28 protein-coding genes and 1 pseudogene are annotated in these 24991 nt (G+C 60.2%); 11 read left to right on the top strand and 18 right to left on the bottom strand.

From position 1 onward, the window contains the following. Nucleotides 1–6 precede the first annotated feature (6 nt). From DXY16_RS04125 to DXY16_RS04135, 3 genes are all read right to left on the bottom strand, one after another. The gene (locus DXY16_RS04125; RefSeq protein WP_115119792.1) at nucleotides 7–489 is read right to left on the bottom strand and encodes a hypothetical protein; all 483 of its coding nucleotides are present in this window, start codon (nucleotides 487–489) and stop codon (nucleotides 7–9) included. A 190-nt stretch (nucleotides 490–679) separates the two neighbouring features. Then, on the bottom strand, nucleotides 680–1327 hold the full coding sequence (locus DXY16_RS04130) for a 5-formyltetrahydrofolate cyclo-ligase (RefSeq protein ID WP_115119794.1): 648 nt from the start codon (nucleotides 1325–1327) through the stop codon (nucleotides 680–682). Further along, nucleotides 1324–2079: a class I SAM-dependent methyltransferase gene (locus tag DXY16_RS04135; RefSeq protein WP_115119796.1), complete on the bottom strand. Its 756-nt coding sequence runs from the start codon at nucleotides 2077–2079 to the stop codon at nucleotides 1324–1326. The genes DXY16_RS04130 and DXY16_RS04135 overlap by 4 nt, the downstream gene beginning before the upstream one ends. Before the next feature lie 637 nt (nucleotides 2080–2716). On the opposite strand from DXY16_RS04135, the gene DXY16_RS04140 reads away from it, so the two are divergent. Together DXY16_RS04140 and DXY16_RS04145 are read left to right on the top strand one after the other, a co-directional pair. Then, entirely contained in the window at nucleotides 2717–3424 is a 708-nt protein-coding gene (locus DXY16_RS04140; RefSeq protein ID WP_170953838.1) for a calcium-binding protein, read from the top strand. A 686-nt stretch (nucleotides 3425–4110) separates the two neighbouring features. Continuing rightward, nucleotides 4111–4419, top strand: a complete 309-nt coding sequence (locus tag DXY16_RS04145; protein ID WP_115119800.1) for a DUF6447 family protein — start codon at nucleotides 4111–4113, stop codon at nucleotides 4417–4419. A 536-nt stretch (nucleotides 4420–4955) separates the two neighbouring features. On the opposite strand, the gene ruvC is transcribed toward DXY16_RS04145, so the two are convergent. The 6 genes from ruvC to DXY16_RS04175 are packed head-to-tail and all read right to left on the bottom strand — an operon-like array spanning nucleotide 4956 to nucleotide 10362. Beyond that, a complete protein-coding gene (gene ruvC / locus DXY16_RS04150) occupies nucleotides 4956–5438 on the bottom strand; it encodes a crossover junction endodeoxyribonuclease RuvC (RefSeq protein WP_115119803.1) in 483 nt (160 codons plus the stop codon). An 11-nt stretch (nucleotides 5439–5449) separates the two neighbouring features. Further along, nucleotides 5450–6538, bottom strand: a complete 1089-nt coding sequence (bchI, locus tag DXY16_RS04155; RefSeq protein WP_115119805.1) for a magnesium chelatase ATPase subunit I — start codon at nucleotides 6536–6538, stop codon at nucleotides 5450–5452. Then, nucleotides 6535–7968, bottom strand: coding sequence for a DUF3370 domain-containing protein (locus tag DXY16_RS04160; protein ID WP_115119807.1), 1434 nt, complete (start codon nucleotides 7966–7968; stop codon nucleotides 6535–6537). Before DXY16_RS04160 ends, bchI begins: the two co-directional genes overlap by 4 nt. A gap of 25 nt (nucleotides 7969–7993) precedes the next feature. After that, nucleotides 7994–9154 (bottom strand): serine hydrolase, encoded by a 1161-nt coding sequence (locus tag DXY16_RS04165; RefSeq protein WP_115119809.1) that lies wholly within the window; start codon nucleotides 9152–9154, stop codon nucleotides 7994–7996. A 27-nt stretch (nucleotides 9155–9181) separates the two neighbouring features. Next, on the bottom strand, nucleotides 9182–9961 hold the full coding sequence (locus DXY16_RS04170; protein WP_371410862.1) for an RNA methyltransferase: 780 nt from the start codon (nucleotides 9959–9961) through the stop codon (nucleotides 9182–9184). Nucleotides 9962–9963: 2 nt separating this feature from the next. Continuing rightward, nucleotides 9964–10362: a cytochrome c gene (locus DXY16_RS04175; protein ID WP_115119890.1), complete on the bottom strand. Its 399-nt coding sequence runs from the start codon at nucleotides 10360–10362 to the stop codon at nucleotides 9964–9966. A gap of 53 nt (nucleotides 10363–10415) precedes the next feature. Between DXY16_RS04175 and petG the strand changes: the two genes are divergently transcribed. Beyond that, nucleotides 10416–10529 carry a cytochrome b6-f complex subunit V gene (gene petG / locus DXY16_RS04180; protein ID WP_006041770.1) on the top strand — a complete coding sequence of 38 codons (114 nt, stop codon included), beginning with the start codon at nucleotides 10416–10418 and terminating at the stop codon, nucleotides 10527–10529. Nucleotides 10530–10539: 10 nt separating this feature from the next. Here petG and rsmD read toward each other — a convergent pair. The 5 genes and pseudogenes from rsmD to DXY16_RS04205 all read right to left on the bottom strand — a co-directional run. Next, nucleotides 10540–11130, bottom strand: a pseudogene (gene rsmD / locus DXY16_RS15105) (16S rRNA (guanine(966)-N(2))-methyltransferase RsmD); the annotation flags it as partial. Continuing rightward, nucleotides 11088–11696 (bottom strand): imidazole glycerol phosphate synthase subunit HisH, encoded by a 609-nt coding sequence (hisH, locus tag DXY16_RS04190; protein ID WP_170953843.1) that lies wholly within the window; start codon nucleotides 11694–11696, stop codon nucleotides 11088–11090. The gene hisH and the pseudogene rsmD, both read right to left, overlap by 43 nt. 41 nt (nucleotides 11697–11737) lie before the next feature. Further along, nucleotides 11738–12061, bottom strand: coding sequence for a thioredoxin (gene trxA / locus DXY16_RS04195; protein WP_007098263.1), 324 nt, complete (start codon nucleotides 12059–12061; stop codon nucleotides 11738–11740). Nucleotides 12062–12285: 224 nt separating this feature from the next. Further along, on the bottom strand, nucleotides 12286–13449 hold the full coding sequence (locus DXY16_RS04200; RefSeq protein ID WP_115119817.1) for a GuaB3 family IMP dehydrogenase-related protein: 1164 nt from the start codon (nucleotides 13447–13449) through the stop codon (nucleotides 12286–12288). 90 nt (nucleotides 13450–13539) lie between these two features. Then, nucleotides 13540–14292, bottom strand: coding sequence for a CAAD domain-containing protein (locus DXY16_RS04205; RefSeq protein WP_115119819.1), 753 nt, complete (start codon nucleotides 14290–14292; stop codon nucleotides 13540–13542). Between the two features lie 141 nt (nucleotides 14293–14433). Here DXY16_RS04205 and gyrA point away from each other — a divergent pair, with 141 nt between their 5' ends. Together gyrA and crtL are read left to right on the top strand one after the other, a co-directional pair. Next, nucleotides 14434–17139 (top strand): DNA gyrase subunit A, encoded by a 2706-nt coding sequence (gene gyrA / locus DXY16_RS04210; protein WP_115119821.1) that lies wholly within the window; start codon nucleotides 14434–14436, stop codon nucleotides 17137–17139. Between the two features lie 2 nt (nucleotides 17140–17141). Continuing rightward, nucleotides 17142–18416: a lycopene beta cyclase gene (gene crtL / locus DXY16_RS04215; protein WP_115119823.1), complete on the top strand. Its 1275-nt coding sequence runs from the start codon at nucleotides 17142–17144 to the stop codon at nucleotides 18414–18416. Nucleotides 18417–18435: 19 nt separating this feature from the next. Here the strand turns inward: crtL and DXY16_RS04220 are convergent, their stop codons facing one another. Next, nucleotides 18436–20010 (bottom strand): glycoside hydrolase family 57 protein, encoded by a 1575-nt coding sequence (locus DXY16_RS04220; protein WP_115119825.1) that lies wholly within the window; start codon nucleotides 20008–20010, stop codon nucleotides 18436–18438. A 130-nt stretch (nucleotides 20011–20140) separates the two neighbouring features. Here DXY16_RS04220 and DXY16_RS04225 point away from each other — a divergent pair, with 130 nt between their 5' ends. Together DXY16_RS04225 and DXY16_RS04230 are read left to right on the top strand one after the other, a co-directional pair. Beyond that, complete coding sequence (locus DXY16_RS04225) at nucleotides 20141–21763, top strand: 2-isopropylmalate synthase (protein ID WP_115119827.1); 1623 nt, start codon at nucleotides 20141–20143, stop codon at nucleotides 21761–21763. 6 nt (nucleotides 21764–21769) lie between these two features. Next, nucleotides 21770–22606, top strand: a complete 837-nt coding sequence (locus DXY16_RS04230; RefSeq protein ID WP_115019876.1) for a carbohydrate ABC transporter permease — start codon at nucleotides 21770–21772, stop codon at nucleotides 22604–22606. On the opposite strand, the gene DXY16_RS04235 is transcribed toward DXY16_RS04230, so the two are convergent. Continuing rightward, the gene (locus DXY16_RS04235; protein WP_115119829.1) at nucleotides 22607–22951 is read right to left on the bottom strand and encodes a hypothetical protein; all 345 of its coding nucleotides are present in this window, start codon (nucleotides 22949–22951) and stop codon (nucleotides 22607–22609) included. It lies immediately after the preceding gene. 89 nt (nucleotides 22952–23040) lie between these two features. Here DXY16_RS04235 and DXY16_RS04240 point away from each other — a divergent pair, with 89 nt between their 5' ends. After that, complete coding sequence (locus DXY16_RS04240; protein ID WP_115119831.1) at nucleotides 23041–23286, top strand: Nif11-like leader peptide family natural product precursor; 246 nt, start codon at nucleotides 23041–23043, stop codon at nucleotides 23284–23286. Nucleotides 23287–23364: 78 nt separating this feature from the next. Then, nucleotides 23365–23523 (top strand): hypothetical protein, encoded by a 159-nt coding sequence (locus DXY16_RS14630; RefSeq protein WP_170953840.1) that lies wholly within the window; start codon nucleotides 23365–23367, stop codon nucleotides 23521–23523. Nucleotides 23524–23541: 18 nt separating this feature from the next. On the opposite strand, the gene DXY16_RS04245 is transcribed toward DXY16_RS14630, so the two are convergent. Beyond that, nucleotides 23542–23754, bottom strand: a complete 213-nt coding sequence (locus DXY16_RS04245; protein WP_115119833.1) for a hypothetical protein — start codon at nucleotides 23752–23754, stop codon at nucleotides 23542–23544. A gap of 117 nt (nucleotides 23755–23871) precedes the next feature. Next, entirely contained in the window at nucleotides 23872–24318 is a 447-nt protein-coding gene (locus tag DXY16_RS04250) for a hypothetical protein (RefSeq protein ID WP_115119835.1), read from the bottom strand. Between the two features lie 88 nt (nucleotides 24319–24406). Between DXY16_RS04250 and DXY16_RS04255 the strand changes: the two genes are divergently transcribed. Both DXY16_RS04255 and DXY16_RS04260 read left to right on the top strand, forming a co-directional pair. Beyond that, nucleotides 24407–24643, top strand: a complete 237-nt coding sequence (locus tag DXY16_RS04255; RefSeq protein WP_115019882.1) for a hypothetical protein — start codon at nucleotides 24407–24409, stop codon at nucleotides 24641–24643. Nucleotides 24644–24670: 27 nt separating this feature from the next. Then, the gene (locus DXY16_RS04260; RefSeq protein WP_115119837.1) at nucleotides 24671–24979 is read left to right on the top strand and encodes an MTH1187 family thiamine-binding protein; all 309 of its coding nucleotides are present in this window, start codon (nucleotides 24671–24673) and stop codon (nucleotides 24977–24979) included. Nucleotides 24980–24991: the final 12 nt, after the last annotated feature.

Raw genomic sequence — 24991 nt, forward strand, 5'->3', positions numbered from 1 at the left:
GGCGTATCAGCCGATGCGTGAGCGTCGAACCCTACCGAGCAGGGTGGTGGTGCTGAAGAAACCCACGCCTCCGAGCGCGGCAAGCAGAAGAGCGGACGATGGCTCCGTCTGGCTGATCGCATCGATCTGCACCTCGCCATTGCGGATCGGTAATGCCAGGTAGTCCCGGTGTCCCGGGCCGCCATCAACCTGCAGATCCACGGTTTGCAGGTCCGAGTTGTCTTGGTCGAGGGTCGGCAAGATCAGCCGTAGCTGACCGCTTGCATCGATGCGACCCAATTCCGCTCCGGCGCTGCCATCGGCCTTCATGAAGCGCACCACGGCACCGTTCACTGGATCGCCGCTGGAGTAGGTGCTGCGCAACTCCAGGTTGCCGTTGAGATAGCGAAGGCTGCTTTCGATCGCATGGGCTTTGCCTTCAGTCGGCAGGCACAGCGCCAGGGTGCAGGCCGTGGCGCCAAGCATCAGGCTGCCTTTCAGACTGAACATCGATTGCAGGCAAACAGCCGCTTCATCGTGCGGGCCATCACCAGGAATGGGAAGGGGCGCTCCCGAATCCGTTGCGGCTCAAGAGTGTTGTCGGCGTCGTGACCTACGGCTCGCCTTGGGCCTTGGGCATGGCTTGTCCTCAGTGCTTGAAGTCTCTGGAGACGTCTGCGCCAGCACGCGACAGCCTCATTCAGCACCAGTCTTCAGCCGTTGTCGGTGCGGCTGGCTTGCTCTCTCCACTCCACTGCACTCCTCTTTCGCTGACCCAGCCATCAAAGGGCAGATCCCAGGCTGATCTGGGCAGGTCGACCGGGCTGATGCAGGCCTGGGCTACCACCACCATGGCCCTCACGCCCTTCCAGTCGGGGTCGGCACGCAGGCGGTCGTAATAGCCACCGCCGTAGCCAAGCCGCACCCCATGCAGATCCACAGCCAGGGCTGGCACGAGCAGGATCTGGATCTCCTGCGGCATCAGCAGCCTTCCGGTTTGTGGGGCGGGGATTCCGCAGCTGTCAGGGGGGAGTGGGTCGCCATTCCAGGGGCGATACGTCAGTCCGCCTGCTCCATCGCTGCAGGGCAGGGCCAGGGGCCAGGACTTTCCTGCCGTTGGCAAGGAGCGCAGGTCGGTTTCTCCTGGAAGCGGCCAGTAAATGCCGATGTGGCCGCCGCCGCGGATGAGAGCACCTCGGGCGATCATGCCCTCCAGCATCTGCTCCACGGCTGCTTGGATCAGGCTGTCATCGCGTTGTCGTCGCTTGATGCGGAAATGGCGGCGTAGTGGCTGTTTGGCTTCTTGGCTGTTGTCATTTTGGCTGTTGTCATTTGACGACTGGTTCATGGCAGCAGCCCCCAGCGCCCCATCAGGGGGAGATGAAAGTGGAGATCGGTCTCCCTCTCCGGCCATAGCGCCTCCAGCTCATTCCGTAGGGCAGTCATGAGGGCAGGAGCCTGGTCGGCCCTGCGCAGGGCCGACCAGGTGCTGATAAAGCCCAACAGTTGATCCATGGACCATTGCAGTTCGATGCGCAATTGCGAGGGGATCGGCTCGCTGGATCCAGGGAAGGGCAGATCGCTGTAGCGCTGATCCACATGGGCCCGTTCGGGTGGCCACCATCGATTCAGGCGCTGGTGGTAAAGCTGATCAAGCCAGGTTTGCAGTGCTGGCGGGGCTCCCTGGAGAGGGTCGTAGCCCACCCAGGCCAGTAATCCACCAGGTCGAAGCACCCGCTGCACCTCCAGGTTGAAGTGGGGAACCTTCAGCCAGTGGATGGCCGCAGCCACCACCACAGCATCAAGGCTCGCGTCCATGAGCCCGCTCTGTTCTGCCGCGGCCACTCTGTAGTGAATGCGGGGATGGGCAGGGGCCGCGGCAATTTGGGCAGGGCTGAGGTCCGTGGCTTCCACACGGTCAAACCATTGGGCCAGCCCCAGGGAGGCCTGTCCGCTGCCGCAGGCAACATCCCAGCAGCAGTGATGGTGAGGGGCTTGATCGGCCAGCCAGCGGAACAGCTGGTCTGGATAGCGCGGACGGCAGTGTTGATAGGAGGTGGCCACTGCGTCGAACCAACCATGGCCAGGGCCGCTGCTCATCGCTGGCACCAGCCCGTCATTGCTTGATTCTGGTAGGCAACTTCCGTGTTGTGAACAGACTTCTGTATTTCAAGCAGATGCAGTGGTCCTAACGGGATAGGACAACGGTTAGGACAACTGAGTGCACCACATATCAGCCATTCTTGATGGGTCGTCACAGTGATTTGCTCTCTCCTTTTCTTATATCCGCATGCGTTCGAGCAGGAGGACTGACGTCACGCCATCACTGTGCCTCAACCCTCTGCTTCGCAGACTGATGACTAGTGATCGCATTGCTTGAGCAGATGCTCGCCTTGCTTCAACTGCTTCTGTCTGAGGTTGCAGCCGAGAAGCGTGTGGCAATGCTGATCCATCCCATAGGTGAAGTGCTGACAGGTCATGCAGATCCTTGCTCCCTTCCAGGATGAACATCTGCCCCAGCTGGATCACGAACCGGCCCCCCCCCCCTATCAGCGTGAAGAGGAGCCGCCGCAGCAATTGAAGCGACGTTGAACAGGCCCAAAGCCAGTGCTGACCGGTTCACCTGCTCTTCACCAAAACTGTTCCAATGCCTGACCAGGGGATTACCAGAGCCTCAAAAAGTCAGCGGCGATGGTGCAGATGTCCGGGAGAGATCCCACAACACTTGTTATTAGTCATGAAGGAACTTCAAGTCCTATTCTACCAATTCTGGGATTTCAAGGGATCATCCGAAAGTGAAAAGATCTATGGGAGAAATGTCGACGACAAAATCTTCGGCGAAGGAGGCGATGACGTGCTGTTTGGCTTCGGAGGTAACGACAAACTATTCGGCGGCGAAGGGGTTGACGTGCTGTTTGGCGGAACCGGGAATGACAGTCTGCACGGGCAATTCGGACGTGATTATCTGTATGGCGGTCATGGAAATGACTATCTGGACGGGGGATCGGCAAATGATTTTTTGAGTGGCGGTGAAGGGGATGACAAACTTAGGGGCGGCGATGGCCGCGATGAGTTGCAAGGTGGCCACGGAAATGACGACCTTTTGGGCGGGAGAGGCGATGACGTTCTCGCTGGCGGTGCAGGAAATGACAGGTTGGAGGGAGGTTCAGGCAATGGATACTCAGCAGGTATTGACACAATTACTGGTGGTCTAGGTGATGACACATTCATTCTCAAGAAAGGAGCTGGACATGCAATCATTACTGACTTCAACAGTGGCGATGACATCATTCCGATTGAATCGGATTGGAGGCTGGGTACAAACACAGCTGGTGATACCACTATTTTGAAAGGGGATGATTTACTGGCTGTGCTTCAAGGAGTGCAAAACGACCAAATAATTAAACATACTTGGGGAGGTCGATTGATCTTTGATGGTATTTAGGAGCCGGGTGAATCCAGGTATCGAATCGCCTTGTTCATAAAACAATCCTCCCCTGCTTCTGCGGGGGGCTTTTGTGTCGGAGAGTTGGGCCGAAGCGATACCGATTAACAGCTGCCCTGCTTTTCTATTCACTAGTGTTGTATTGCTTTCAGTCCCCTGGCACCAGGGGATGAAGGCTGGAGTGAAGACTATCCATCCTTGCCTTTGATGGAGCTTCTCGCCGTTCTTTCGATACCGAGTGCGCCAGGTATGGACACGCCTCTCTTCACTGGCGGACTCCCATGGCGGCCTGCCTCTGCAGAGATCTAGAGATGGCGAATGGTGATCTGTCGTCGCTGTTCTTTCGGCGCGCCTGCGTTTTGTTCCAGCCGCTTGAACTGCAATCTTCGCCTGATGACTCCCAGTTTGCATTCACAACCGGGTGTTGAATTTGGCGCTGATTGATGATGCCAAAATCGTGGCAATTGTGATCATCCGTGTGGTTGTTCGGCTTGGTTGGTGATCATTCGCACTCAGCTTCTGGAGGTTGGCAAGCTGTCGAGCATTCTGGCGGGATCGCATCTCGTTTGGAATGAAGAGTCTGAGACAGCTCGCTCATAGGAATGCATCGCCTGTCTGAAGCCCTATGTCACTTGATGGCACCGTGTCTGATTGGACGCCATCGTGAGTAGAGAGGGAGCTGAGACATGTTCAAAAAGCTCAGGGAGCGCTTCTGGAGCAAGTCACGGCAGCCAGGCCCTGGCGCAGACTCTGCTGATGTACAAGCAGGAGCTGCCGACCACGATTCAAGGCCTCAGAAGACTGCAGAGAATGTGATTACGGTGGATGGACGCCGGTATGACGCTGCAGACCTCTCTGAGGATGTCTCCCAAATGATCACAGATCTGATCAAGGCCGATCGCGCCCTCCGTCGCCATAGCGACAAGGTGCAGATCTTGCGGCTTGGACGGCGGCAAATGGAACAGCAGCTTCGCGAAGGCCTTTCAGGTTTGTAGGCCTGAGCCTCGCTGCAGCATGTCTCCCCATCGGATTGCCAAGTTTTGCTGTTGCTTCGGCAGCATCTCGATCTGCCGATCGATCTGCCCCTTGGGTTCGCGCTGAATATGTCGCGTTGAATGTGTCGCGTTGATCAGGGCGACTGTTGTTCTACTCGCAATGTACGTTTGTTGGTCTTAGAGGAAGTCATCATTGTCTTCAGTTGGCTCATAAGCTTGCATTGCAAGTGCCGCGGTGACAAAGGCCAGGCCAATCAAGAATTCCATGGGGTTTGGAATCGTGGATGCCTATTGATCTTGTTGTGTTCTTTGAATGGGTGCGGTGCAATTGATAACCCTCGGGAAAGGGTATACAAGACTGCGCTTTTTTGGTGCTTGGGTCGATCTTCCTGTTTGTGTGAATTAATTGCCTCTGAATCGTTGTTTTTGTTGTTGGCATGGCTCGGTGCTCTTGGTCGACCGAACTGGGCCGTCAATGCCTGATCTTCCCCTGAGTTCAAGCCAGCCTTGGCTTCAAACTTCGAAGATTCGGATGCCTATCTCTGAAACCAGCTGGTGAGTGCTACCGCCAGAGCATCGGCGGCGTCATCGGGGCGTGGTGGCGTGTCGAGGTTGAGTTCGCGCATCACGGCGTCAAGCACTTCATCCTTGTCTGCATGCCCATGGCCTGTAAGGGCCTGCTTGATCTGCATTGGGGGGAATTCCACGATTGGTAGACCGAAGCGGGTCAGCGTCATGATCACCACACCCCGCGCCTGCACCACAGCAATCGTGTTGCTCGAACGGTAGAAAAAGAACTTTTCAACGGACGCGATCTCCGGCTTCCAGAGGCGGATCAACTGACGTAGATCACGGGCGATCTCCACCATCCGCTCGCCCTCACTGCGACCGGCATCGGTGCGAATGATGCCGCAGTCCACCATCCGCTGGTTATCAGCCCCTCTGCCTGCGCTTGGATCGACATCGATGACGCCATAGCCCACACGGGCCAAACCTGGATCGATGCCGAGGATGCGCATGCGGTCTTGGTTTAGGCCACCAGAGCTAGTTCGAATTCAGCTCGGTCGCTGCTCTCGCTGCGTTCAAACACCTTGCAGAACACTTTGACCACGCGGTCACCAGAGTCCACCTGCTCAAGGGGGTCCTTGCGCAGGCGGTGGCGGAGGCAGCAGGAGGCGACACGGGCGACGTCCTCTTCGCTGACCTCGGTGCGCCCTTCAAATGCAGCCAGGGCACGAGCGGCACGGTTGGTGACGATGTCACCCCGCAAACCATCAACGTCGAGCTCACCGCATACGGCCGAGATCCGCAGCCGTAGGTCGTCATCGATGCGCACCTGATCCAGGCGTTGCTGAGCTTCCACAACCCTTTGTTGCAGGGCCTTTTGGTTCGACTCCACGCTGGTACTGAAGCCGTCAGGGTCGGAGTCGAAGGCGGTGCGCTGATCCACCACTTGCACGCGTAGTTCGGGCTCGCGCACGGTGCGAACTTCCACGCTCATCCCGAAGCGATCCAGCAATTGGGGCCGTAGCTCGCCTTCTTCCGGGTTGCCGGATCCGATCAAGACAAAGCGGGCTGGGTGCCTGACGGACACGCCTTCACGTTCAACGGTATTCCAGCCAGAAGCGGCAGAGTCCAGTAGGACGTCCACGAGGTGATCGTCCAGCAGATTGACCTCGTCGACGTAGAGCAGGCCGCGATTGGCCTTGGCCAGTAGCCCAGGCTCGAAGGCGCGCACGCCTTCGCTCAGAGCTTTCTCAATATCAATCGTGCCGCAGAGCCGGTCTTCTGTGGCACCGAGAGGGAGGTCGACCATGGGCACCTGGCGTTGTTCGGTGCCAAGGCTTTCGCCGCGATCCAAGCGCTCACGCACCTCGCTGCTCTGGAGGTCGGGATCGGAGGGGGAGCTGTTGTACGGGTCGCCTGCCACGACCTCGATCCCTGGCAGCAGATCAGCCAGGGCTCGGATTGTGGTTGATTTCCCGGTGCCTCGGTCACCCATGATCATCACTCCGCCGATGCGGGGATCAATCACATTCAGTAGAAGGGCCAGCTTCATCTCCTCCTGGCCGATGACGGCGGTGAAGGGGAAAACCCTGCGCTTCCGGGGTGCACTCACGGGCTGACACTCACAGTTGCTGTGGATTGTTTCACAGGCAGGACGGATAACACCTGCGGTGGTGTGGCATCGGCTGGATAAATGAGGCGAACCTGCACCCGACGGCTGGCGCCTGGGGCCAGGGTGACGCGGCCTAACACTGGACCTTCCATGCCCTGGCGCAGAACAAGATGATGCAGCCGTCGTCCGCTGGGGCGGCCTTCACTCCCGTCTAAACCCCTCACTTCGACGGGCCCACGGAACATCACTGAACTCTTTGCCGGACTCTGAAAGCGCAAACTGTCAGATCTGCTGCCGCTCTTGATCGGAGATTCGAGGGCGATGGCGACGCTGCGCGTCTCTCGACCTGGGTTGTGCAGTGGTAGACGGATGTCGTACTCGACTCCGTAGTTGCCATGGGCAGCCCAGGCGGTGCCGGGGCTGAAGGCCTGCAGCTCCGCGGTCTGTACCTGGCCGGTGCCCAGCTCCCCTCGCTCCAGGCTGCTGATTGGCCACGAGATTGGCGCCTGAGGTAGCGACAGAGTGCTAGTGCCGGGGTCGGTGATGGTGGCGGCCCAGCGACTGCCCACCTGGATGCCGCTGACGCGCGAATAAATCATTTTGCCTCGGCTGCCTCGTGGCGTGGGCATGTGTTCCTTTGGGCTGAGGCGTCCTGAGCGCAGCAGCTCCTGCCAACGGGTCAGCGTTGGTGCATCGTCGTTGTTGCCCTGGGCGGCCAAAGTTGCCAGATAGACCGGCCCTGAGCTGCGCAGGCGCAGTTGCAGATTGCGGCCATTGAGCAAGGGGTCAAGGCCGGCCACCGGAATGGGGAGCACCATCAGGCTGCTGGGAGCTCCAGGCTCCAGCGTCCAGACCTTTGGGAGTTCAGGCGCGCTGGACCCTCGCAACAGGTCACCGGCGACGCGGCTACCTGGTCCTGCTGCGATCGGCTCGCTGGTCTCGCTCATCAGTGCAGGCAGAGGCAGGAAGGGGGCCGCTGTTTGGCCGGGGGCGGTGGCCTGGGAGAGCGAGGTGCTTCCACCCACCAACTCCAGAGTCACCGGACCATCACCCACAGGCTGGGCCAGCACTGCCAGCCAGAGGGTGGAGTCGAGTTTTTCAGGGGTGCCTGCGTAGACGTGATGGCTGAACAGATCGAAGCGGCCGTCGAGAGGCTGATTCAGCCCAGGCTTGTCGGGAAAGGTGGAGAGCAGGATCCCGTCGTCGGTGATCAGTTCCGGGTTGTTGTCGTTCACCACCATCACTTGATCGAGTCCACCTGGGAGGGCCAGCACCTTCTGCTGCCTCTGAATGGTTCGCACCTCAGGTGTTGGCTCGAGATTGTCGGTCGCGCCTGCAGCTATGACGCCTGTTTCGACACAGCACAAGCCGAGGGCGGCCAGGGTGAGAGCCATCGTTCCCCGAGCTGTTCGGAGGCGATCAGTGGTCATGCGCGTGCTGCCATTCGCCACTGTTCTAGGGAGATGGTGCAGCAGTGGCAGGTTGGGCCGGTGCGCGAAGGGGCACTGGCTTTGGTTTGAGCACCGGGGCCATCGCTGCCGCCATGCTGCGGATCAGTTCGGTGGAACGGGGGTCATTGAAGGGACCCTGCACCATGAATGCTGCAACGGCTCGGCTGCCATCGGGTAGTTCGATCAAGCCCGCATCGGCGTAGGCGATTCCGATATCGCCTGTTTTGTTGTAGACCCTGTAGCCCTTGATCATCAGGCTGGCATCGGGTCGGCCCTGTTCGCCGCCTAGTCCTTTGAGCAGACCACCTGGGAGCAAACGATTGGTCACCGAGGTTCCCATCACCTCCCTGAACAGGTCTCGGCTGCGGGTGCTGAGGGCTTTCCCGGTGTCCACGAGGGCGATCGCACGGGCCAGGTCTCGGGCGCTGGAGGTGTTGGTGCCCTGGAGATCAGGCAGCCAGTTGTTCACCTCAGTAGCGCTCAGGCCCAGGGCATTGAAACGGGTATTCACGACCTCTTTGCCACCCGCCCGTTCGATCAACAGGTTGGTGGCGGTGTTGTCGCTGATCCGGATCATCTCAGTGGCCACTTCATGGGTTGGGAAGCGCGTTCCAAGAGGTTTGGTGGCCATCCAACCGGCGCCACCTCCCACAACCTGTTTGGTGAGTGTGAGCGGTTCGTTCCAGCGCAGGTTGCCGCTGTCGAGCAGCTCAAGGGTGGTGAGCAGGATGGGTGTCTTGATCGAGCTGGCAGCAGGCAATGCCGTGTCGGGATTGAGCTCGGCGTAGCGGCCGTCATCGAGCACGAGCATGAAGGCACTGACCTTGAGGTCGTTCTGTTGCGCTGCTAGCTGACGCCAGCGACCGCTCAGGGTGGTGACTTCCTTTTTGGTCTCGAACCGTCCGAGCTGAGCACCCCAGGCCTGCGTCGGATGCTGTTGGTTCTTCACTGCGCTCGGTGTGAGCTTGGTGGTGATGCCTTCGCCTTCGGGCAGCGTCAACCAGGCGGGCAGGTTGATCTGGCCTTGTTCGATTTGGGGCGCCAGCATCTTGAGAGCAGAGCCAGTGATCACCCCGAGGCCGATGCCCATTAGCATCAATCGCAGCATGAGCCGCACCGGCTTGCCCCACCCGGGTTGGTTGCGCTTGGAACGACTGCTGCTCACCCGAGATTGATGGAGGGCTGCCAGAGGTTAGGGGCGGTGTTGCCGAACCGCCCAGCGGAGTTGGCGCACCATGCCGCGCAGTAGGGCCACTTCATCGTCTCGGATCAGGCCGCGTAGCAGCAACCCTCTCAGTTTGGCCATGCGGGCTCGTGCCGTGTGCTCGAGCAGAAAGCCCACCTCCAGTAGCAGCTCCTGGGCATCGTCCAGGCAGGCTTCCAGCTGCTTAGGGCTAGACGGTTCAATCGGCTCGGCAGGGGTTGGCGCAGGATTGGCCATGGCTGCCGCCACCGCCTCCGCTTCGATCGTCTGCTTCGCCGCTGCAACGCGCAGACGGGTGATCTCGTGGAGCACGACTGCCACGGCGTGAGAGAGGTTGAGCGATGGATAGTCGCCACTGCTGTGGAGCGTGATCACCCGCTGGCTGAGCAGTAGCTCGGCATTGGTGAGGCCATGGTCTTCCCGACCGAATACCAGAGCCAGTGGTTGTTTGGATCCTGGCTTGATCGCCCATGGCAGCACGGCGTCTGGAGGGCCGAGAGGAATGGTGCCGTGATCCAATCGGCCTGCTGTGGCGACCACTCGGCTGCAGTCGCCCACAGCCTCCAGCAATGTGGAATAGACGCGGGCTGCCTCCAGCACAGGTCGGCCATGCACCGCCATCCGTCGTGCATCGGCATCGTTCGGGTCGCATCGCGGTGCCACGAGGCGCAGATCATCAACGTCGAAATTGGCGCAGAGTCGGGCCACGCTGCCCACATTCAGAGGACCGGCCGGTTCCACCAGCACCACGCACAGTGATCCCTTCAAGCTCATTCAGGGGCCGTGAAGGATTTGAGATGGGCCAGCAGGTCGGCCATGTCTTGCGGTTCGATCTCGAAGCGGGGCATCGGCGGTGTCTGACCACTGACCACCTGCTGGATGATTTGGGGATCGTTCAGGCGTGATTCCAACCCTTTGAGGCTGGGCCCCACCAACCCCTGGCCGGCAATGCCATGGCAACCGGCGCAGTTGATGCGAAAGAGCAGGCCACCATGCTCGGCATCACCTGAGAGCGAGCGAGTCGCAATCACATAGGGATCACGGCCGGCACTGCGCATCACCCAGAGCAGCAGCACGATGCATGTCAGCGCCGCCAGCGTGACCAGCCCAGCAATCAAGCCCCGGCGTCGCGGCGTCGTTGCTGCAGCAGTTGATGACGGGGCAGTCACGATCGCGTCCAAGCCATGAAACAATTGTGGGCAAGTTTTCCATTGGGCGCGACATGATCGAACCCCTGCTCTGCGGCATCGTTCTGGGTCTGATCCCCGTCACCTTGTTGGGTCTGTTCGTTGCGGCTTGGAATCAGTATCGCCGGGGCAGTGCTCTAGGGGGCTGAGAAACAGCACAGAACTGTTGCCGTAATGGCGTTGATCCACTTCCCGCCACCCATTCGGAGTGGCGGGTTTTTTTGTCTTGGTGTGTTCGCAGAGCACAACGGCGTCTGGTCGCAACCACTGCCCGCTGATCAGAGCGTCCAGTCCTGCGCCATAGAGCCCTGAGCTGTAGGGCGGATCGAAGTACACCAGATCAAAGCCAGGATCGTCGGCTGGGCGTCCTCGCTTCAGCCAGGTGACCAGGTCGCGCTGCACAACCACGACCTGAACAGGGTCGGGTTGGCCGGAGGCGGTGGCGATCAAATTGCTGCGGCAGATGGCTGCAGAGGCTCCATGGGCCTCGATGGCAACCACCCGTTGCGCCCCGCGTTGAAGTGCTTCACAGCCCATCACACCGCTGCCACTGCAGAGGTCTAACCAGTGGGCACCGTCGAGACGCGGGCCCAGGATATTGATCACCGCCTCACGCACTCGGGCTGTGGTTGGGCGAGTCTCTCCTCCCTTTGGACTGCGCAGTTTCCGTCCGCCGGTGAGCCGAAGCTGACCCTGGCCGCCGCTGCTCACTGGGGAAGAGGTGCGCCCTGATCCAGCCAGCGCAACCACCGCTTCAGCAGCCGCTGGCCGGCTTCACCGGATTTTTCTGGGTGGAACTGGCAGGCTCCAAGTCGTCTCTCCCAGACGATGGCGGTGGCCTTGCCCGAGCCAAATGGGGCCGTCGCGGCCAATGCGGCGGTGTTGGCGGGATGGGCGGCGTAGGAATGCACGAAATACATCCACTCCTGATCGTCTTGGACGCCTAGTAACGGCGAGGGCTGGCATGACTGGAGCCGTGCCCAGCCCATATGCGGGATCCGTTCGCCTTGGTCAGCAGGCAGGCGCTCCACCCGTCCAGGCAGCATGCCAAGCCCACCTCGGCTTCCCTCATCACTCGCGTCGAACAGCAGCTGCAGACCCAGACAGATGCCGAGCAGCGGCCGCTCATCGTCGTGCCATTGGCGCAGGTCTGGCACCAGCCCCGTGGCCTCAAGTCGTTCCATCGCTGGGTCAAAGGATCCAACCCCAGGCAAGATCAGGGCGCTGCAACCGTTGAGGTCTGTCGCCTGATGCACAGCTTTCAGTGACACGCCAAAACGGCGAAAGGCAACCCGCACCGAGTGCAGATTGCCCATCCCGTAATCAATCAGACCGATCGTCAAGTTGACGAGTGCAATCAGAGGTACTTGGAGATCGTGCCAGAGAGGGTGGCCTTGGGAACGGCTCCAACCACCGTGTCAACTTTCTGGCCGCCTTTGAACACCATCAAGGTTGGAATGCTGCGGATGCCGTACTGGCTTGCAACGTTTGGGTTTTCGTCGGTATTCAGCTTGAAGACCTTGATCTTGCCCTCGAACTCCTTGGAGATCTCATCAACGATCGGGGCAACCATGCGGCAGGGGCCACACCAGGGTGCCCAGAAGTCCACGAGCACAGGCACGTCGCTTTGGAGCACGTCCTGCTCGAAGGAGGCGTCTGTAACAGCAGCTGCGCTGGACATTCTCTTGACCTTGGTATGTGCGGAAATTTAGCAATGGTTTTAAGGAAAGCCCGGGTTTCACGCCCCTTTAGGGAGGAACTGTGATCAACCCCTGAAGACAAAAAGCCCGAACGCGTCGGGCCGGAGGGTGTGAGGAGTGTGTGGGCCGGAGCCCGCACGCCTGAAGATTAACGCTTGTCTCAGGCGTCTCAACCATCTTCGTTGCTTTGCAGTGGTCGGGGTTCTTACTTGCCCATGCCCAGCTGTTGGGCTTTTTGATAAACCTTGCCTTCCGTGAGGAGCGACGGGGCGACGACCACTTCGACTTGCTGCATCTCTTTGATGGTTCGGGCACCGAGGGTGCCCATGGATGTTTTCAGACAGCCGAGAAGGTTGTGGGTGCCGTCGTCGAGCTTGGCGGGGCCACGCAAGATCCGTTCGAGACTGCCGGTGCTGCCAACATTGATGCGGGTGCCGCGGGGAAGCACGGGGCTGGGTGTGGCCATCCCCCAGTGGAAGCCGCGACCAGGCGCTTCTTCGGCGCGGGCGATCGGGGAGCCGATCATCACGGCGTCAGCACCGCAGGCGAGGCACTTGCAAATATCACCACCGGTCACGATTCCACCATCGGCAACGATCGGCACGTAGCGGCCACTTTCACGTTCGTAGTCGTTTCGAGCTTCGGCACAGTCCGCAACGGCTGTGGCCTGAGGGATGCCGACGCCAAGCACACCGCGAGAGGTACAGGCTGCCCCTGGGCCAATGCCCACCATCACGCCTGCGGCTCCGGCGCGCATCAGCTGCAGGGCAACGTCATAGGTGACGCAGTTGCCAATCACGACGGGGACACCCATGTCACGGCATAGGGCCTCGAGATCGAGGGTCTCCTGGCCTTCCGGGCCGATGTGATTCGTGGAGACGACGGTTGCTTGCACGAAAAACAGATCAGCACCTGCTTCGGCGATGGCCTTGCCGAAGCGCAGGGCGGCCACGGGAGTTCCGCTCACCGCGGCGATGCCACCCTGAGCCTTGATCTGTTGAATCCGCTTGCGGATTAGGTCTTCCTGCACTGGCTGGCTGTAGATCTCCTGCATCAGTGGGACGAATGCGTCCTTGGCCACCGCGGCGATCTTGTCGAGTACCGCGTTGGGGTCCTCGTAGCGGGTCTGGACGCCCTCAAGATTCAGCACACCCAGGGCGCCGAGTTGAGAGAGCTTCACGGCCATGTCCACATCGACGACGCCGTCCATTGCACTGGCAATGATCGGAATCTCACGTTGAATTCCGCCCAGGCTCCAATGGGTGTCAGTCACCTCCGGGTCAACGGTGCGGCCGCCTGGCACCAGGGCTATCTCGTCGATGCCATAGGCCCGACGGACAACTTTGGAACGACCAAGCTGAATGTTCACCGCAAGCGAATGAAAGATCTGGTCAAGCTACCAAGCGGCCTTGGCTTGATTGGCCGCTTGGCTTGATCGAGATCTTGCCAGGGCGATGCTTCAGTTTTTGCTGCCGGTGAAGGAGTTCCAGCGTTCGCGCAGGCTCTGGAGCACGTCGCGGCGTTCGTCGGTTCTGACCAGTCGTGTCACGGAGAATTGGATCATCCAGCAAATTCCCACCAGCTCGAACAGGCGGGGCGCCAGGGGGATGGTGTCAATCGCGCTGAGGAGTCCGGAATAGACCTTGATCAGCAGGACAACGGCGACCAGGATGGCCACAATCCGCAGCGGCTGGCGCAGGTGATTGAGCTGCTCGCCAAGATCGTTGCCTTCCCACCAGGACGTCAGCTTGGCGGTGAGCAGTTTCCATTCGCCACCGGTGCTGGCGTCGTCATCACTGCCACTGCCGGCAGGGATAGAAATCCGTTCGGCGATTACGGCGTCGTCGCTCGGTGTTGGTGCTGGAGGCGTGGTCGGAACTGAGGGAGGGGGAGTTGTCCCCGCGGTGGTTGACGTCTCAGCCGAATCCTTCTGGCCCGGGGAGGTTGGTGGCTGTGCGCTTGTGGAGGCGTTGGAACTGAAGGGATCAGGAGTTGTTGGCATCCCTGTCCCTGCCGAGAACGAGGGCGAGGACGGTGTTGAAGGGGAGGGTTTGGTTTGTGGATTGGTCGCGTCGTTGGCTGCTGCGGCATCGCTCCCTGCGCCATCGCTTGCTGAGGCCTCGGAGCTTGTGTCGGCAGCAGAAGTGGTGTCTCCGGAGGGAGAAGAAGGGGTGCTCGAAGAGGAGGTTGAGATATTGATTTCAGAGCTCATCGCGGGTCTCACGCGTTGTAGGCAGGCAATTTAAGGGCGGTCGACGAAAATTGTCTTCCCGCAGCATTGATTGGTATTGATCGCAATAACTGGTGAGTAGCGCTCTGCCGCGATAAAGTTGTTGGGTCTTTTAGGTCTTGTATGGCGGATCCAGTGGGGCCCGGCAACGGTGGTCCTGGCGAGTCCGACGACCGGATCATCCAGACGGATCTGCGCAACGAGATGTCGCGTTCCTATCTGGAATACGCGATGAGCGTGATCGTTGGGCGTGCTCTGCCTGACGCCCGCGATGGTCTCAAGCCCGTGCATCGCCGCATTCTCTATGCGATGTACGAACTGGGGCTCACCAGCGATCGGCCTTATCGGAAATGTGCCCGTGTGGTGGGCGAGGTGCTCGGTAAATATCACCCCCATGGCGATACCGCCGTCTATGACGCCCTGGTGAGGATGGCCCAGGACTTCTCCATGTCGATGCCGTTGATTGACGGCCACGGCAACTTTGGTTCGGTTGATAACGACCCGCCGGCGGCGATGCGGTACACCGAATCGCGTCTGCGGGCTCTCACCACCGACAGCCTTCTCGAAGATATCGAGGCTGAGACCGTTGATTTCGCTGACAACTTCGATGGGTCTCAGCAGGAGCCCACGGTGCTGCCTGCACGGATCCCCCAGCTGCTTCTGAATGGCTCGGCTGGGATTGCCGTCGGCATGGCGACCAATATCCCTCCCCACAACCTCACTGAGCTGATTGATGGCCTTCTCGCTCTGATCGAGGACTCTGAAATCGATGACAGCGCCTTGATGCGCATCATCCCTGGCCCCGACTTCCCCACTGGAGGTCAGATTCTCGGCCGCACCGGCATCCGTGAGACCTATTTCAGTGGCCGTGGCTCGGTGACGATGCGAGGCGTGGCTGAAATCGAGACCATCGAAGCCCCCGGCCGGCCAGACCGCGATGCCGTGATCATCACGGAGCTTCCCTATCAGACCAACAAGGCGGCTCTGATCGAGCGCATCGCCGAAATGGTCAACGACAAGAAGCTGGAGGGCATTTCCGATATTCGCGACGAAAGTGATCGCGACGGCATGCGCATCGTGGTGGAGCTGCGCCGCGACGCTTATCCGCAGGTTGTGCTCAACAACCTGTTCAAGCTCACACCGCTGCAGAGCAATTTCAGCGCCCATATGTTGGCGCTGGTTAACGGTGAACCGATCCTGCTCACCCTGCGCAAAATGCTGCAGGTGTTTCTCGACTTCCGCGTCGAGACGATCGAGCGACGGACTCGCTACTTGCTGCGGAAAGCAGAGGAACGTGACCACATCCTCCTCGGTTTGTTGCTGGCACTCGACCAGCTCGATCCGATCATTGCCCTGATCCGGGCAGCGTCCGACACGGCCACGGCCCGTCAGCAGCTGCAGGAACGTCATGGCCTCACCGATGTGCAGGCGGACGCGATTCTGCAAATGCAACTGCGTCGCCTCACAGCTCTGGAAGCCGACAAGATCCGGCTTGAGCATGAAGATCTTGTGACCAAGATCGCTGATTACAAAGACATTCTTGGTCGCCGCGAGAGGGTTTTCGGGATCATTCAGGACGAGCTCAGGCAGCTGCGTGAGCGCCACCAAGTGGAGCGCCGCACTGAAATTCTCGATGTGGCCGGTGGCTTGGACGACATCGATCTGATCGCTAACGAGCGCTCAGTGGTGCTTGTGACGGAAACGGGCTACCTCAAACGGATGCCGGTGAGCGAGTTCGAGGCCACCAGCCGAGGCACGCGTGGCAGAGCCGGAACCCGCAGTCAGCGTGAAGAGGCGGTGAAGCTATTCATCAGCTGCAACGACCACGACACTCTGCTGCTCTTCAGTGACCGGGGTGTGTCGTATGCCCTGCCGGCCTATCGCGTGCCTCAGTGCAGCCGCACCGCCAAGGGCACTCCCGTGGTGCAGTTGCTGCCGATCCCGAGAGAAGAAGCGATCACCTCGCTATTGGCCGTGTCGGAGTTCAACGACGACACCGATCTGCTGATGCTCACCCAGGGGGGCTTTATCAAGCGCACCCGCCTGTCGGCCTTCAGCAACATCCGTTCCAATGGATTGATTGCCATTGGCCTGGAGGAAGGGGATGCCCTCACCTGGGTGCGACTTGCGGTGCCCGGAGACAGCGTTTTGATCGGCTCTCAGGCCGGGATGACCATCCACTTTCGCCTCAGCGATGAGGAATTGCGGCCGCTGGGCCGCACCGCACGGGGGGTGCGCTCCATGAATCTGCGCGACGGAGATGCGCTGGTAAGCATGGATGTGCTGCCTGTTGAGCTTGCCGATCAGGTGGCTGAGAGTCATGAGGATGGCGCAGATGAGGACGAGGGATCCACTGCTTCGGATGGCCCCTGGGTGCTGGTGGCCTCGGCCGGTGGTCTTGGTAAGCGGGTGCCTGTGACGCAGTTCCGACTCCAGAAACGCGCCGGTATGGGCCTTCGCGGTATGAAATTCCGCAAGGAAGGTGATGCGCTGGTCGCCCTGCGGGTGCTAGGTGCCGGAGAAGAGCTGCTGCTGGTGAGTGAAAAAGGTGTGATCGTGCGAACCAGTGCGGATGCCATTCCCCAGCAGTCCCGAGCTGCCACTGGAGTGCGACTCCAGAAGCTGGATAAAGGTGATCATCTGCTCAAGGTGGTGCTGGTCCCACCGGAGGCGGAATCCGATGCTGATGAGTCCAGCGATGAGACTTCCGACCGTCCTGATGGGGCTGAGGCAGATGCAGTCGATGCTGAAGCAAGCCAGGCAGATGCAAGCCGTGCAGATGCGGCCAAGGCTGAGGCCCCTGAACCTTCCTCTGATCAGGACAGCTGACCTTGGCTGAAGGCCCGGATGTTCTGGTGCTGGGCGGTGGACCCGCCGCCCTTTGCATCGCCTCTGAATTGGTGCTTCGTGGAGTGCACGTCGAGGGGATCAGCCCTGAGTCAGTGCAGGAACCATGGCCAAACACCTACGGCATCTGGGCGAATGAACTCAAGCAGCTGGGGTTGGAACACCTGCTTGAGCATCGCTGGAGTGACACCGTCAGCTTTTTTGGCATGGGCGGTTCGCCGGATCAGGATCAGCCCATGGCTCATGGCATCGATTACGGCCTCTTTGATCGAGCCTGCTTGCAACAGCATTGGCTCACGCGTTGCGGAGCGATGCGCTGGCATCAAGACACGGCTGAGCGGGTGGAGGCCGGGCATCAGTGCACCACAGTGACGTGCGGATCCGGCCAGATCTTGCAGGCTCGATTGGTGATCGATGCCACCGGGTCGCGCACGCCACACATCAAACGGCCGGATCATGGCCCGGTGGCGGGGCAAGCCGCCTACGGCCTGGTTGGACGCTTCTCGAAGGATCCGATCCCTTCGGGGCGGTTTGTGCTGATGGATTACCGCTGCGATCACCTCAGCGCTGAACAACGCACAGAACCGCCGACCTTTCTCTACGCGATGGATCTGGGGGACGGTGTGTTTTTTGTGGAGGAAACCTCCTTGGCCCTTGCACCGGCCGTTCCCTTCGACGTGTTGAAACTGAGGCTTCAGCAGCGCCTGGATCAGTGCGGTGTTCAGATCAAGGAGGTGCTGCACGAGGAGTTCTGCCTGTTCCCGATGAACCTCCCGTTGCCAGATCTGCTTCAGCCAGTGCTCGCATTCGGAGGGGCGGCAAGCATGGTGCACCCCGCTTCCGGCTACATGGTGGGCTCGTTGCTGCGCCGTGCCCCCGCTCTGGCCCAGGCTGTGGCCGATGCGCTGACAGAAGATCCCGGACTGAGTTCGGCGTCTTTGGCGCGTCGAGGATGGCAAGCACTTTGGCCCCTGCAATTGGTTTTGCGCCATCGCCTCTATCAGTTCGGCTTGGGACGGTTGATGGGCTTCAACGAAGCGTTGCTGCGCCGTCATTTCGCCACCTTCTTCTCACTGTCACGAGACGATTGGTTTGGCTTCTTGACCAATACCCTGCCGCTACCGCGTCTGATGGTGGTGATGTTGCGCCTGTTCGCGCTCTCCCCTTGGCAGCTGCGAAGGGGTTTGGTTTTTGGGGCAGATCCAAGCCAGCGTCCGAGCTGGGGAGCAGCGGATTCAATGGCTCCTCGGCAGAACTAAGCGGTTCCCCGCATCGAGCTCAGGCATTCGCAGGAAGCTGCCGCCAATCCGCCGGTTGGATTAATGGGAAGAGGGCGTCTTCTGCTTCCACGTCCTCCAGCCAGTGTTCGGGAAGCTCTTTGCGTCTTTCGATTGCGGCCATCAGTTGCCAGAAGCGATACAGATGGCGTTCCACGCGCTCCCTCGCCAGGTCGGTGGTGGTGCCGGAGCGCAGGATGAAACTCCAGTCAGATGACTGGGCTAGCAGGAGTTCCCGGCCTGCTTGGTGGAGCAGGCGCAGGTCGGCTTCGCTGCCAACGCCTCGGCTGCTGCGCTCCACCATTGCCTGGCCGGCTTTGCTCCACTCGGGCACGATCCAGGCGTTGGTGTCGTTCAGCCAGTAGTCGTGAAAGCCCCCACGCCCCCAGCTGGAGGGGCATGGATCGCAGATCTGCAGGTTGGGAGTGTCGCTGAGGGTCGCTCGCAAGCTGGTGAAGCCCACACCTTCTGATGGACCCTGCCGAAATAGTTCACGCAGGAAATTGGGCCCTTCAAACCACCAGTGGCCGAACAGTTCGGCGTCAAATGGTGCCACCAGCAACGGTGGAATCCCCATGCCGGTTTCTAGCCTTTCCAGTTGATGGCGCCGACCTTGCAGGAAGTGGCGGGCATGTTGCTGGGTTTTGGCTAGGGCTTCTTGAGGTTGATAGGGCTGTTTGGCATCAAGCGGAGCATTTTGGTCGCTGACCCGATGCAGCTTCAGGCCCAAGGGCCGCTGCCCCGGCAGGCCATGGGCGGCAATCCTTTCCGGCGGTAGGTCCCAGCCGAGATCGCGATGGAACTCCCGATAAGCAGGGTCACCGGGGTAGCCGTCTCTGGCCGACCACACCGGCAGGGTGGCGTCGCTGTCACGCCCGAAGAAGGCCACACCCTGGCGGCTGCAGATCGGTGCATAAACGCCATAGCGAGGTCGGGGTTTGGCATGCAGGAGCCCATGGCCGTCGAGCACGGCGTAACGCAGCCCGGCATCGCGCATCCAACGATCGAGCCCTTCGTAGTACGCGCATTCCGGAAGCCAGATGCCCATAGGGCGTTCCCCGATCAGGCGGTGGTGTTCGCGAACTGCTGTGCGCAGCTGGGCGCGTACAGCTTCCGGATGCTCCCGCAACAGCGGTAGATAGCCGTGGGTAGCGCCGCAGGTCAGTAGGTCCAGCACCCCCTGCTGCTGCAGAGCGGCGAAGCGCGCGATTAGATCTCCACCGCAGTCCTGCCAGCGTCCTCGGTGACGGGTGATGGTGGCTTCCAGATGCTCAGCTGCCTCTCGACGATCGGCTGGAGCCTCCTTGAGCAGGTCAAGACGGGCATCAATCCAGGCGGGGAAGCGCTGTCGCAGCGTGGCGTCCGCCAGCAGCGACAGCAGGGTGGGAGACACCCCCATGGTCAGTTGCGGATGCTGGAGCGGATCAGCTGCCGCAGCCTCAAGCGTTTCCAGCAGCGGTAAGTAACACTCGATCAGAGCCTGAAAGAACCAGTCCTCTTCCAGGGAGTTGGGCTCGGAACCCCGCACATAGGGGAGATGGGCGTGGAGAACTAGAGCCAGTGCTCCGTGAGCCACGTTCCAGTCCCAGTAATCGAATGAATGTACCGGTAATTGCTGCAGTCTCTGCGGGATTTGACACGTCCACTCGCCTAGAGTGGGCTAACTCATAGTCATTCCGACTAGCACTGCTCTCGAGGCTGTTGCCATGGCCAAGGATCCCGGCCGCGTTCTGATCTTCGACACCACCCTTAGGGATGGTGAGCAATCGCCTGGTGCCAGCCTCAACCTTGAGGAGAAGCTTGCGATCGCTCAGCAGTTGGCACGCCTTGGCGTGGATGTGATCGAGGCTGGGTTTCCCTTTGCTAGCCCAGGAGATTTCGCTGCTGTGCAGCGCATCGCACAGCAGGTGGGTGGTGAACAGGGGCCGATCATCTGCGGCTTAGCCCGTGCCTCCCGTGGCGATATCAAGGCCTGTGCAGAGGCGGTGGCGCCCGCACCGAAGCGGCGGATTCATACCTTTATCGCCACCAGTGATATCCACCTCGAGCACAAGCTGCGCAAAAGCCGCAAGGAGGTCTTGGCGATCGTGCCTGAGATGGTGGCCTACGCCCGCTCCTTAGTTGAGGATGTGGAGTTCTCTTGTGAAGACGCTGGCCGCAGTGATCCGGAGTTCCTCTATGAGGTGATCGAAGCGGCAATTGCTGCCGGGGCGAGCACGATCAATATTCCCGACACCGTGGGCTACACCACCCCTTCCGAATTCGGTGCCTTGATTGCCGGTATCGATCAACAGGTTCCCAACATTGATGAGGCTGTGCTGTCCGTGCATGGCCATAACGACCTTGGTCTGGCGGTGGCCAACTTCCTTGAAGCGGTGCGCTATGGCGCTCGACAGTTGGAATGCACGATCAATGGAATCGGCGAGCGAGCTGGCAACGCCGCCCTGGAGGAGCTCGTGATGGCACTGCATGTGCGTCGTCGCTTCTACAACCCCTTTTTCGGACGTCCTGAGGATTCGCCGACACCACTGACAGCGGTGCGCACCGAAGAGATCACGAAAACCTCCCGGCTGGTGTCGAATCTCACCGGCATGGTTGTGCAACCCAACAAGGCGATTGTGGGAGCGAATGCCTTTGCTCATGAGTCGGGCATTCACCAAGATGGTGTGCTCAAGAACAGGCTCACCTACGAGATCGTTGACGCCCGCACGGTCGGACTCACCGACAACCGTATTTCCCTTGGCAAACTCAGCGGCCGCAGTGCTGTGCGTGCTCGCCTGGAGGAGCTCGGTTATGACCTCAGTCGCGAGGATCTGGATGAAGCCTTCTCACGCTTCAAAGATCTGGCCGATCGCAAGCGAGAGATCACCGATCGTGATCTTGAGGCGATCGTCAGTGAGCAAGTGCAGCAGCCTGAGGCCCGCTACCAGCTCAAGCTGGTGCAGGTGAGCTGCGGCAGCAGCCTTCAGCCCACCGCCACGGTCACCCTTGCGAATGAGGACGGCCAGGAGCAAACCTCCGCTGCAATCGGCACCGGTCCGGTGGATGCGGTGTGTCGTGCCCTTAATGCTCTGGCGGGCGAACCGAATGAACTGGTTGAGTTCTCGGTGAAGTCGGTCACCGAAGGCATTGATGCCATGGGAGAGGTGACCATCCGCTTGCGTCGCGAGGGGCAGCTGTTTTCTGGACACTCCGCCGATACCGATGTGGTGGTCGCGGCTGCCCAGGCGTTTGTGAATGCCCTCAATCGCCTCGTTGCCGGCAGCCTTCATCAACCGATCCATCCCCAGCGGGATGCTGCTGAAGTGGCGTCACGTCCCAGTCTGTGAGGCGTCATGGCCACCTCAGCAAAGACTCGCGCCGGAGCCCTGTTGCAGCTACTGCTGCTGATCCTGTTGGCCCTGGTGGTGCTCGTTCCCTTGCTCTGGTTGGTGAGCACCTCCCTGAAGGGACCAGCCGAAGACATCTTCAGTTCACCACCAGCACTGTTGCCGGCCCAACCCAGCCTCGCGGCCTATGGCCGCCTGTTCAGGGATAACCCCCTCGGCCTCTATCTGCTCAACAGCACGATCGTGAGTGTGCTGGCCGTCGTCGCCAACTTGCTGTTCTGTTCCCTCGCGGCTTATCCACTGGCGCGGATGCGTTTCGCTGGTCGGGGATTCGTGCTGGCCCTCGTTGTGGCCACGATCCTGATCCCCTTCCAGGTGGTGATGATTCCGCTCTACCTGTTGATGGTGCAACTGGGCTTGAGGAACACCCTGATGGCACTGGTGATCCCCCAGGCTGCCACTGCCTTCGGTCTCTACTTGTTGCGTCAGAGCTTTCTGGCGGTGCCAGTCGAGCTTGAGGAGGCGGCCCGAATCGATGGCTGCAGCAAGCTTGGCGAATGGTGGAACGTGATGATCCCAGCCGCCCGTGCCGATCTGATCACCCTGGGCATGTTCGTGTTCATCGGCACCTGGAGCGATTTTCTGTGGCCGCTGGTGATCCTTGATGACCCTGGGTTGTACACCCTTCCACTTGGTCTCCAACAGCTGGCCAGCAGTTTCTCCCTGGATTGGCGCATCGTCGCCGCTGGTTCTGTGGTCTCGATCTTGCCGGTGCTGATCTTGTTTGTCTTGCTCCAGCGTTTCATTCTGCCTAGCGCGAGCAGCGACGCGGTCAAAGGTTGATCAGCGGCTTGGTTCAAGTCTGAAGGACTGGAAGGGATCAAAGTCCTCTGCAGGTCTGGCTTGCTGGCGCAGCGATTGGTTCCGTTCGATCCGTTCAGCCTGCTGTTGAGCCATCCGGCCGATGCGATCGTCCAAGTTCCGCTGATTGGCTTGGAGCTGCTGGAGCTGTTGCTCAAGCAGCTGGCTGCTCACTGCGGGGTTCTCCTCCAGACGTTGCTCCAGATCGGCGATCCGTTGTTGGATCCGGTTGATGGTGGTGGTGTGCTGTCCGAGGGCCTGCCAGAGCGCCATGAACAGCACCGCGAGCATGCTCATCCCCGCAATCGGGATCAGCATCCAGACCATTTGTCTCCCTTGCATCTGCGCCGATTGCGCCTCTTGCGACAGTGCTAGCAGTCCTGACGTCAGGATGGGCTTGCGGTTGGAATGTGTTGATGGCTTTGAACGATCTGGATCAGTTGCTGGCGTTGCGCAGTGAGGACCCTTCGCTTGCCGAGCGGATGGCAGGCCCCCTCGATCTCGAGGCCTTGATTGCGCTGGCGGCCGAGCACGGACTCACCGTTACCGAAGCCGATGTTTTCGCTGCCCAGCAACGGGAGAATTCAGATCGGTCCTCCGCTCAGCTTCAGCAGGAGGCTGCCCAGGAGTCCCGGCGTCTACGCCATTTCATTCAGGGTTAGCGAGGGCTGGTGTTGCAGGACACCGCATGCTCAGGCCCTTTTGCGGAATCTTGGGGAGGATGATTCCTTCGCTTTGACGTGGATTCCAGCAATCGGTCCATTGAGCGCATCGGCTCTGAAGGCTCTCGAGCTGTCTGTGACCATGCAGACCTTCTGCTGCTGCGTTGTGACGACAGCCAGGATCTGATCGATCAGGATCATTTCCTGGCCTGGGATGAACTGTTGGGCTTGCGCTGAGCTCCCAGCATTGAGCTGTCAGCGCAGCATCACCACGTCTGGGGTCACCCCAAGAATCTGGCCGATCCAGAGCGCGTGGGTGACAGCTCCTTCATGGGTGTGAAACGCCCAGGCATTGTCTGGGGAACTGACGTTCTCAATGTGTTCATCGTGGGCGTTCACCCTCAGGTAGGTCCCAGCGCGGGGGCAGCGGAGCACGAAGCGCTCGATCGAGAAGTCCGTCATCTTCATCAACGATCTCGTTGAGACTCAATATTTCGATAGCGATGGCGGCCCCTTTGAAGGCCCCGATCCTTTGTTTTCTTGCGGTTTTCATCAACGATTTGTGACAGCTCTGTTGACGCTGGCCTATCCCCCTTCGCTTGATTGCTCCTTTGGCATCGGGGAGCTACGGAGCCAATGCAGTCCTTTCGGCGCAGTGAACAGGCTCTGATGACCGCCGTCGCGAAACCAAGCCTGGTCTTGGGGTTGAAGTGCCGGCAGGACAAGGTCCCATTGCTGCTCGAAGTAGGTGGCCGCTTCCTGCTCAGGGGCTGGGTCGGGCTGTCCCCAGTGCACAAGCGCGAGTTTGACGGGGTGGATCGACAGCACAGCCAGTCGCTCGCCTTCATCTGGGGCCGGCACGATTCGTTCCTCGATCGATTCTTGGCTCACGAACAGGCGAAGGCTGCCGTTGCAGTCGCGTCCGTCCAGTGGGTATTTGCGCAAGTACAGCGCCCTTGCCTTCTTAAACAGGGGTGAAGGCGCTCGCTGCATCAGGGATTCGTAAGCCTGCTGGAGCCTTGCGTTCGGCATCGGAGCGTGATGTTTGAACTTTCCGGCCTCGCAGTGGCGCCAACACCGGCACCGAGGCGAGACTGGTGACAGTTTGCAGTCTGGACCAGTGGGAGAGCGTTGCCGGCCGCAGTACCGACTCGTTGCTCTTGATGGCAGTCCGCATCCGGTTCTTGATGCCCCATACGACTCCATGGAGGCGGCTGAGGCTGCTGCTCAGCGATGGTGCACTGGTCAGGGTCGCGCCTTTGCGATGGGGCAGAGCGGGATTGGCGTCGAAGTTCAGACCAGTTGTGGGGAGTGGCGCACCGTTGGCTATCCGCTCAGTTGCCTGCGCTCTCGCTAGACCGGGGTGAGGTGATCTTCGGCTGTGATGTGGGTCAGTGTGGACCTCTGTGTTGTGCCTCTCGGTGTCGGGGTCTCCTTGGCGCCTTATGTCGCCGCCTGCCAGCGGGTGATTGAGCAAGCGGGGCTCGACCACGAGCTAGGTCCGAATGGAACTGCGATTGAAGGTGAGTGGGACGCGGTTTTTGCTTGTGTGAGGGACTGTCATGACGCCGTGCACGCTTTGGGTGCTCCTCGCGTTTACACCACCTTGAAGGTCAATACCCGCACGGATCGGCAGCAGAGCTTTCGCGACAAGGTCGCCAGTGTCCAGGCGTCGACGGGCGACGGCGCCTGAGGGCTGAAAACC

The sequence above is a fragment of the Synechococcus sp. UW105 genome (assembly GCF_900473935.1).
GTDB lineage: Bacteria > Cyanobacteriota > Cyanobacteriia > PCC-6307 > Cyanobiaceae > Synechococcus_C.

Excerpts from the sequence above, each read along its gene's own strand:
- DXY16_RS04125 (WP_115119792.1), bottom strand. The coding sequence starts at position 489 with ATGTTCAGTCTGAAAGGCAGCCTGATGCTTGGCGCCACGGCCTGCACC.
- DXY16_RS04130 (WP_115119794.1), bottom strand. The coding sequence starts at position 1,327 with ATGAACCAGTCGTCAAATGACAACAGCCAAAATGACAACAGCCAAGAA.
- DXY16_RS04135 (WP_115119796.1), bottom strand. The coding sequence starts at position 2,079 with ATGAGCAGCGGCCCTGGCCATGGTTGGTTCGACGCAGTGGCCACCTCC.
- DXY16_RS04140 (WP_170953838.1), top strand. The coding sequence starts at position 2,717 with ATGAAGGAACTTCAAGTCCTATTCTACCAATTCTGGGATTTCAAGGGA.
- DXY16_RS04145 (WP_115119800.1), top strand. The coding sequence starts at position 4,111 with ATGTTCAAAAAGCTCAGGGAGCGCTTCTGGAGCAAGTCACGGCAGCCA.
- ruvC (WP_115119803.1), bottom strand. The coding sequence starts at position 5,438 with ATGCGCATCCTCGGCATCGATCCAGGTTTGGCCCGTGTGGGCTATGGC.
- DXY16_RS04160 (WP_115119807.1), bottom strand. The coding sequence starts at position 7,968 with ATGACCACTGATCGCCTCCGAACAGCTCGGGGAACGATGGCTCTCACC.
- petG (WP_006041770.1), top strand. The coding sequence starts at position 10,416 with ATGATCGAACCCCTGCTCTGCGGCATCGTTCTGGGTCTGATCCCCGTC.
- hisH (WP_170953843.1), bottom strand. The coding sequence starts at position 11,696 with ATGGGCAATCTGCACTCGGTGCGGGTTGCCTTTCGCCGTTTTGGCGTG.
- trxA (WP_007098263.1), bottom strand. The coding sequence starts at position 12,061 with ATGTCCAGCGCAGCTGCTGTTACAGACGCCTCCTTCGAGCAGGACGTG.
- DXY16_RS04205 (WP_115119819.1), bottom strand. The coding sequence starts at position 14,292 with ATGAGCTCTGAAATCAATATCTCAACCTCCTCTTCGAGCACCCCTTCT.
- gyrA (WP_115119821.1), top strand. The coding sequence starts at position 14,434 with ATGGCGGATCCAGTGGGGCCCGGCAACGGTGGTCCTGGCGAGTCCGAC.
- DXY16_RS04225 (WP_115119827.1), top strand. The coding sequence starts at position 20,141 with ATGGCCAAGGATCCCGGCCGCGTTCTGATCTTCGACACCACCCTTAGG.
- DXY16_RS04230 (WP_115019876.1), top strand. The coding sequence starts at position 21,770 with ATGGCCACCTCAGCAAAGACTCGCGCCGGAGCCCTGTTGCAGCTACTG.
- DXY16_RS04235 (WP_115119829.1), bottom strand. The coding sequence starts at position 22,951 with ATGGTCTGGATGCTGATCCCGATTGCGGGGATGAGCATGCTCGCGGTG.
- DXY16_RS04240 (WP_115119831.1), top strand. The coding sequence starts at position 23,041 with ATGGCTTTGAACGATCTGGATCAGTTGCTGGCGTTGCGCAGTGAGGAC.
- DXY16_RS04245 (WP_115119833.1), bottom strand. The coding sequence starts at position 23,754 with ATGAAGATGACGGACTTCTCGATCGAGCGCTTCGTGCTCCGCTGCCCC.
- DXY16_RS04250 (WP_115119835.1), bottom strand. The coding sequence starts at position 24,318 with ATGCCGAACGCAAGGCTCCAGCAGGCTTACGAATCCCTGATGCAGCGA.
- DXY16_RS04260 (WP_115119837.1), top strand. The coding sequence starts at position 24,671 with ATGTGGGTCAGTGTGGACCTCTGTGTTGTGCCTCTCGGTGTCGGGGTC.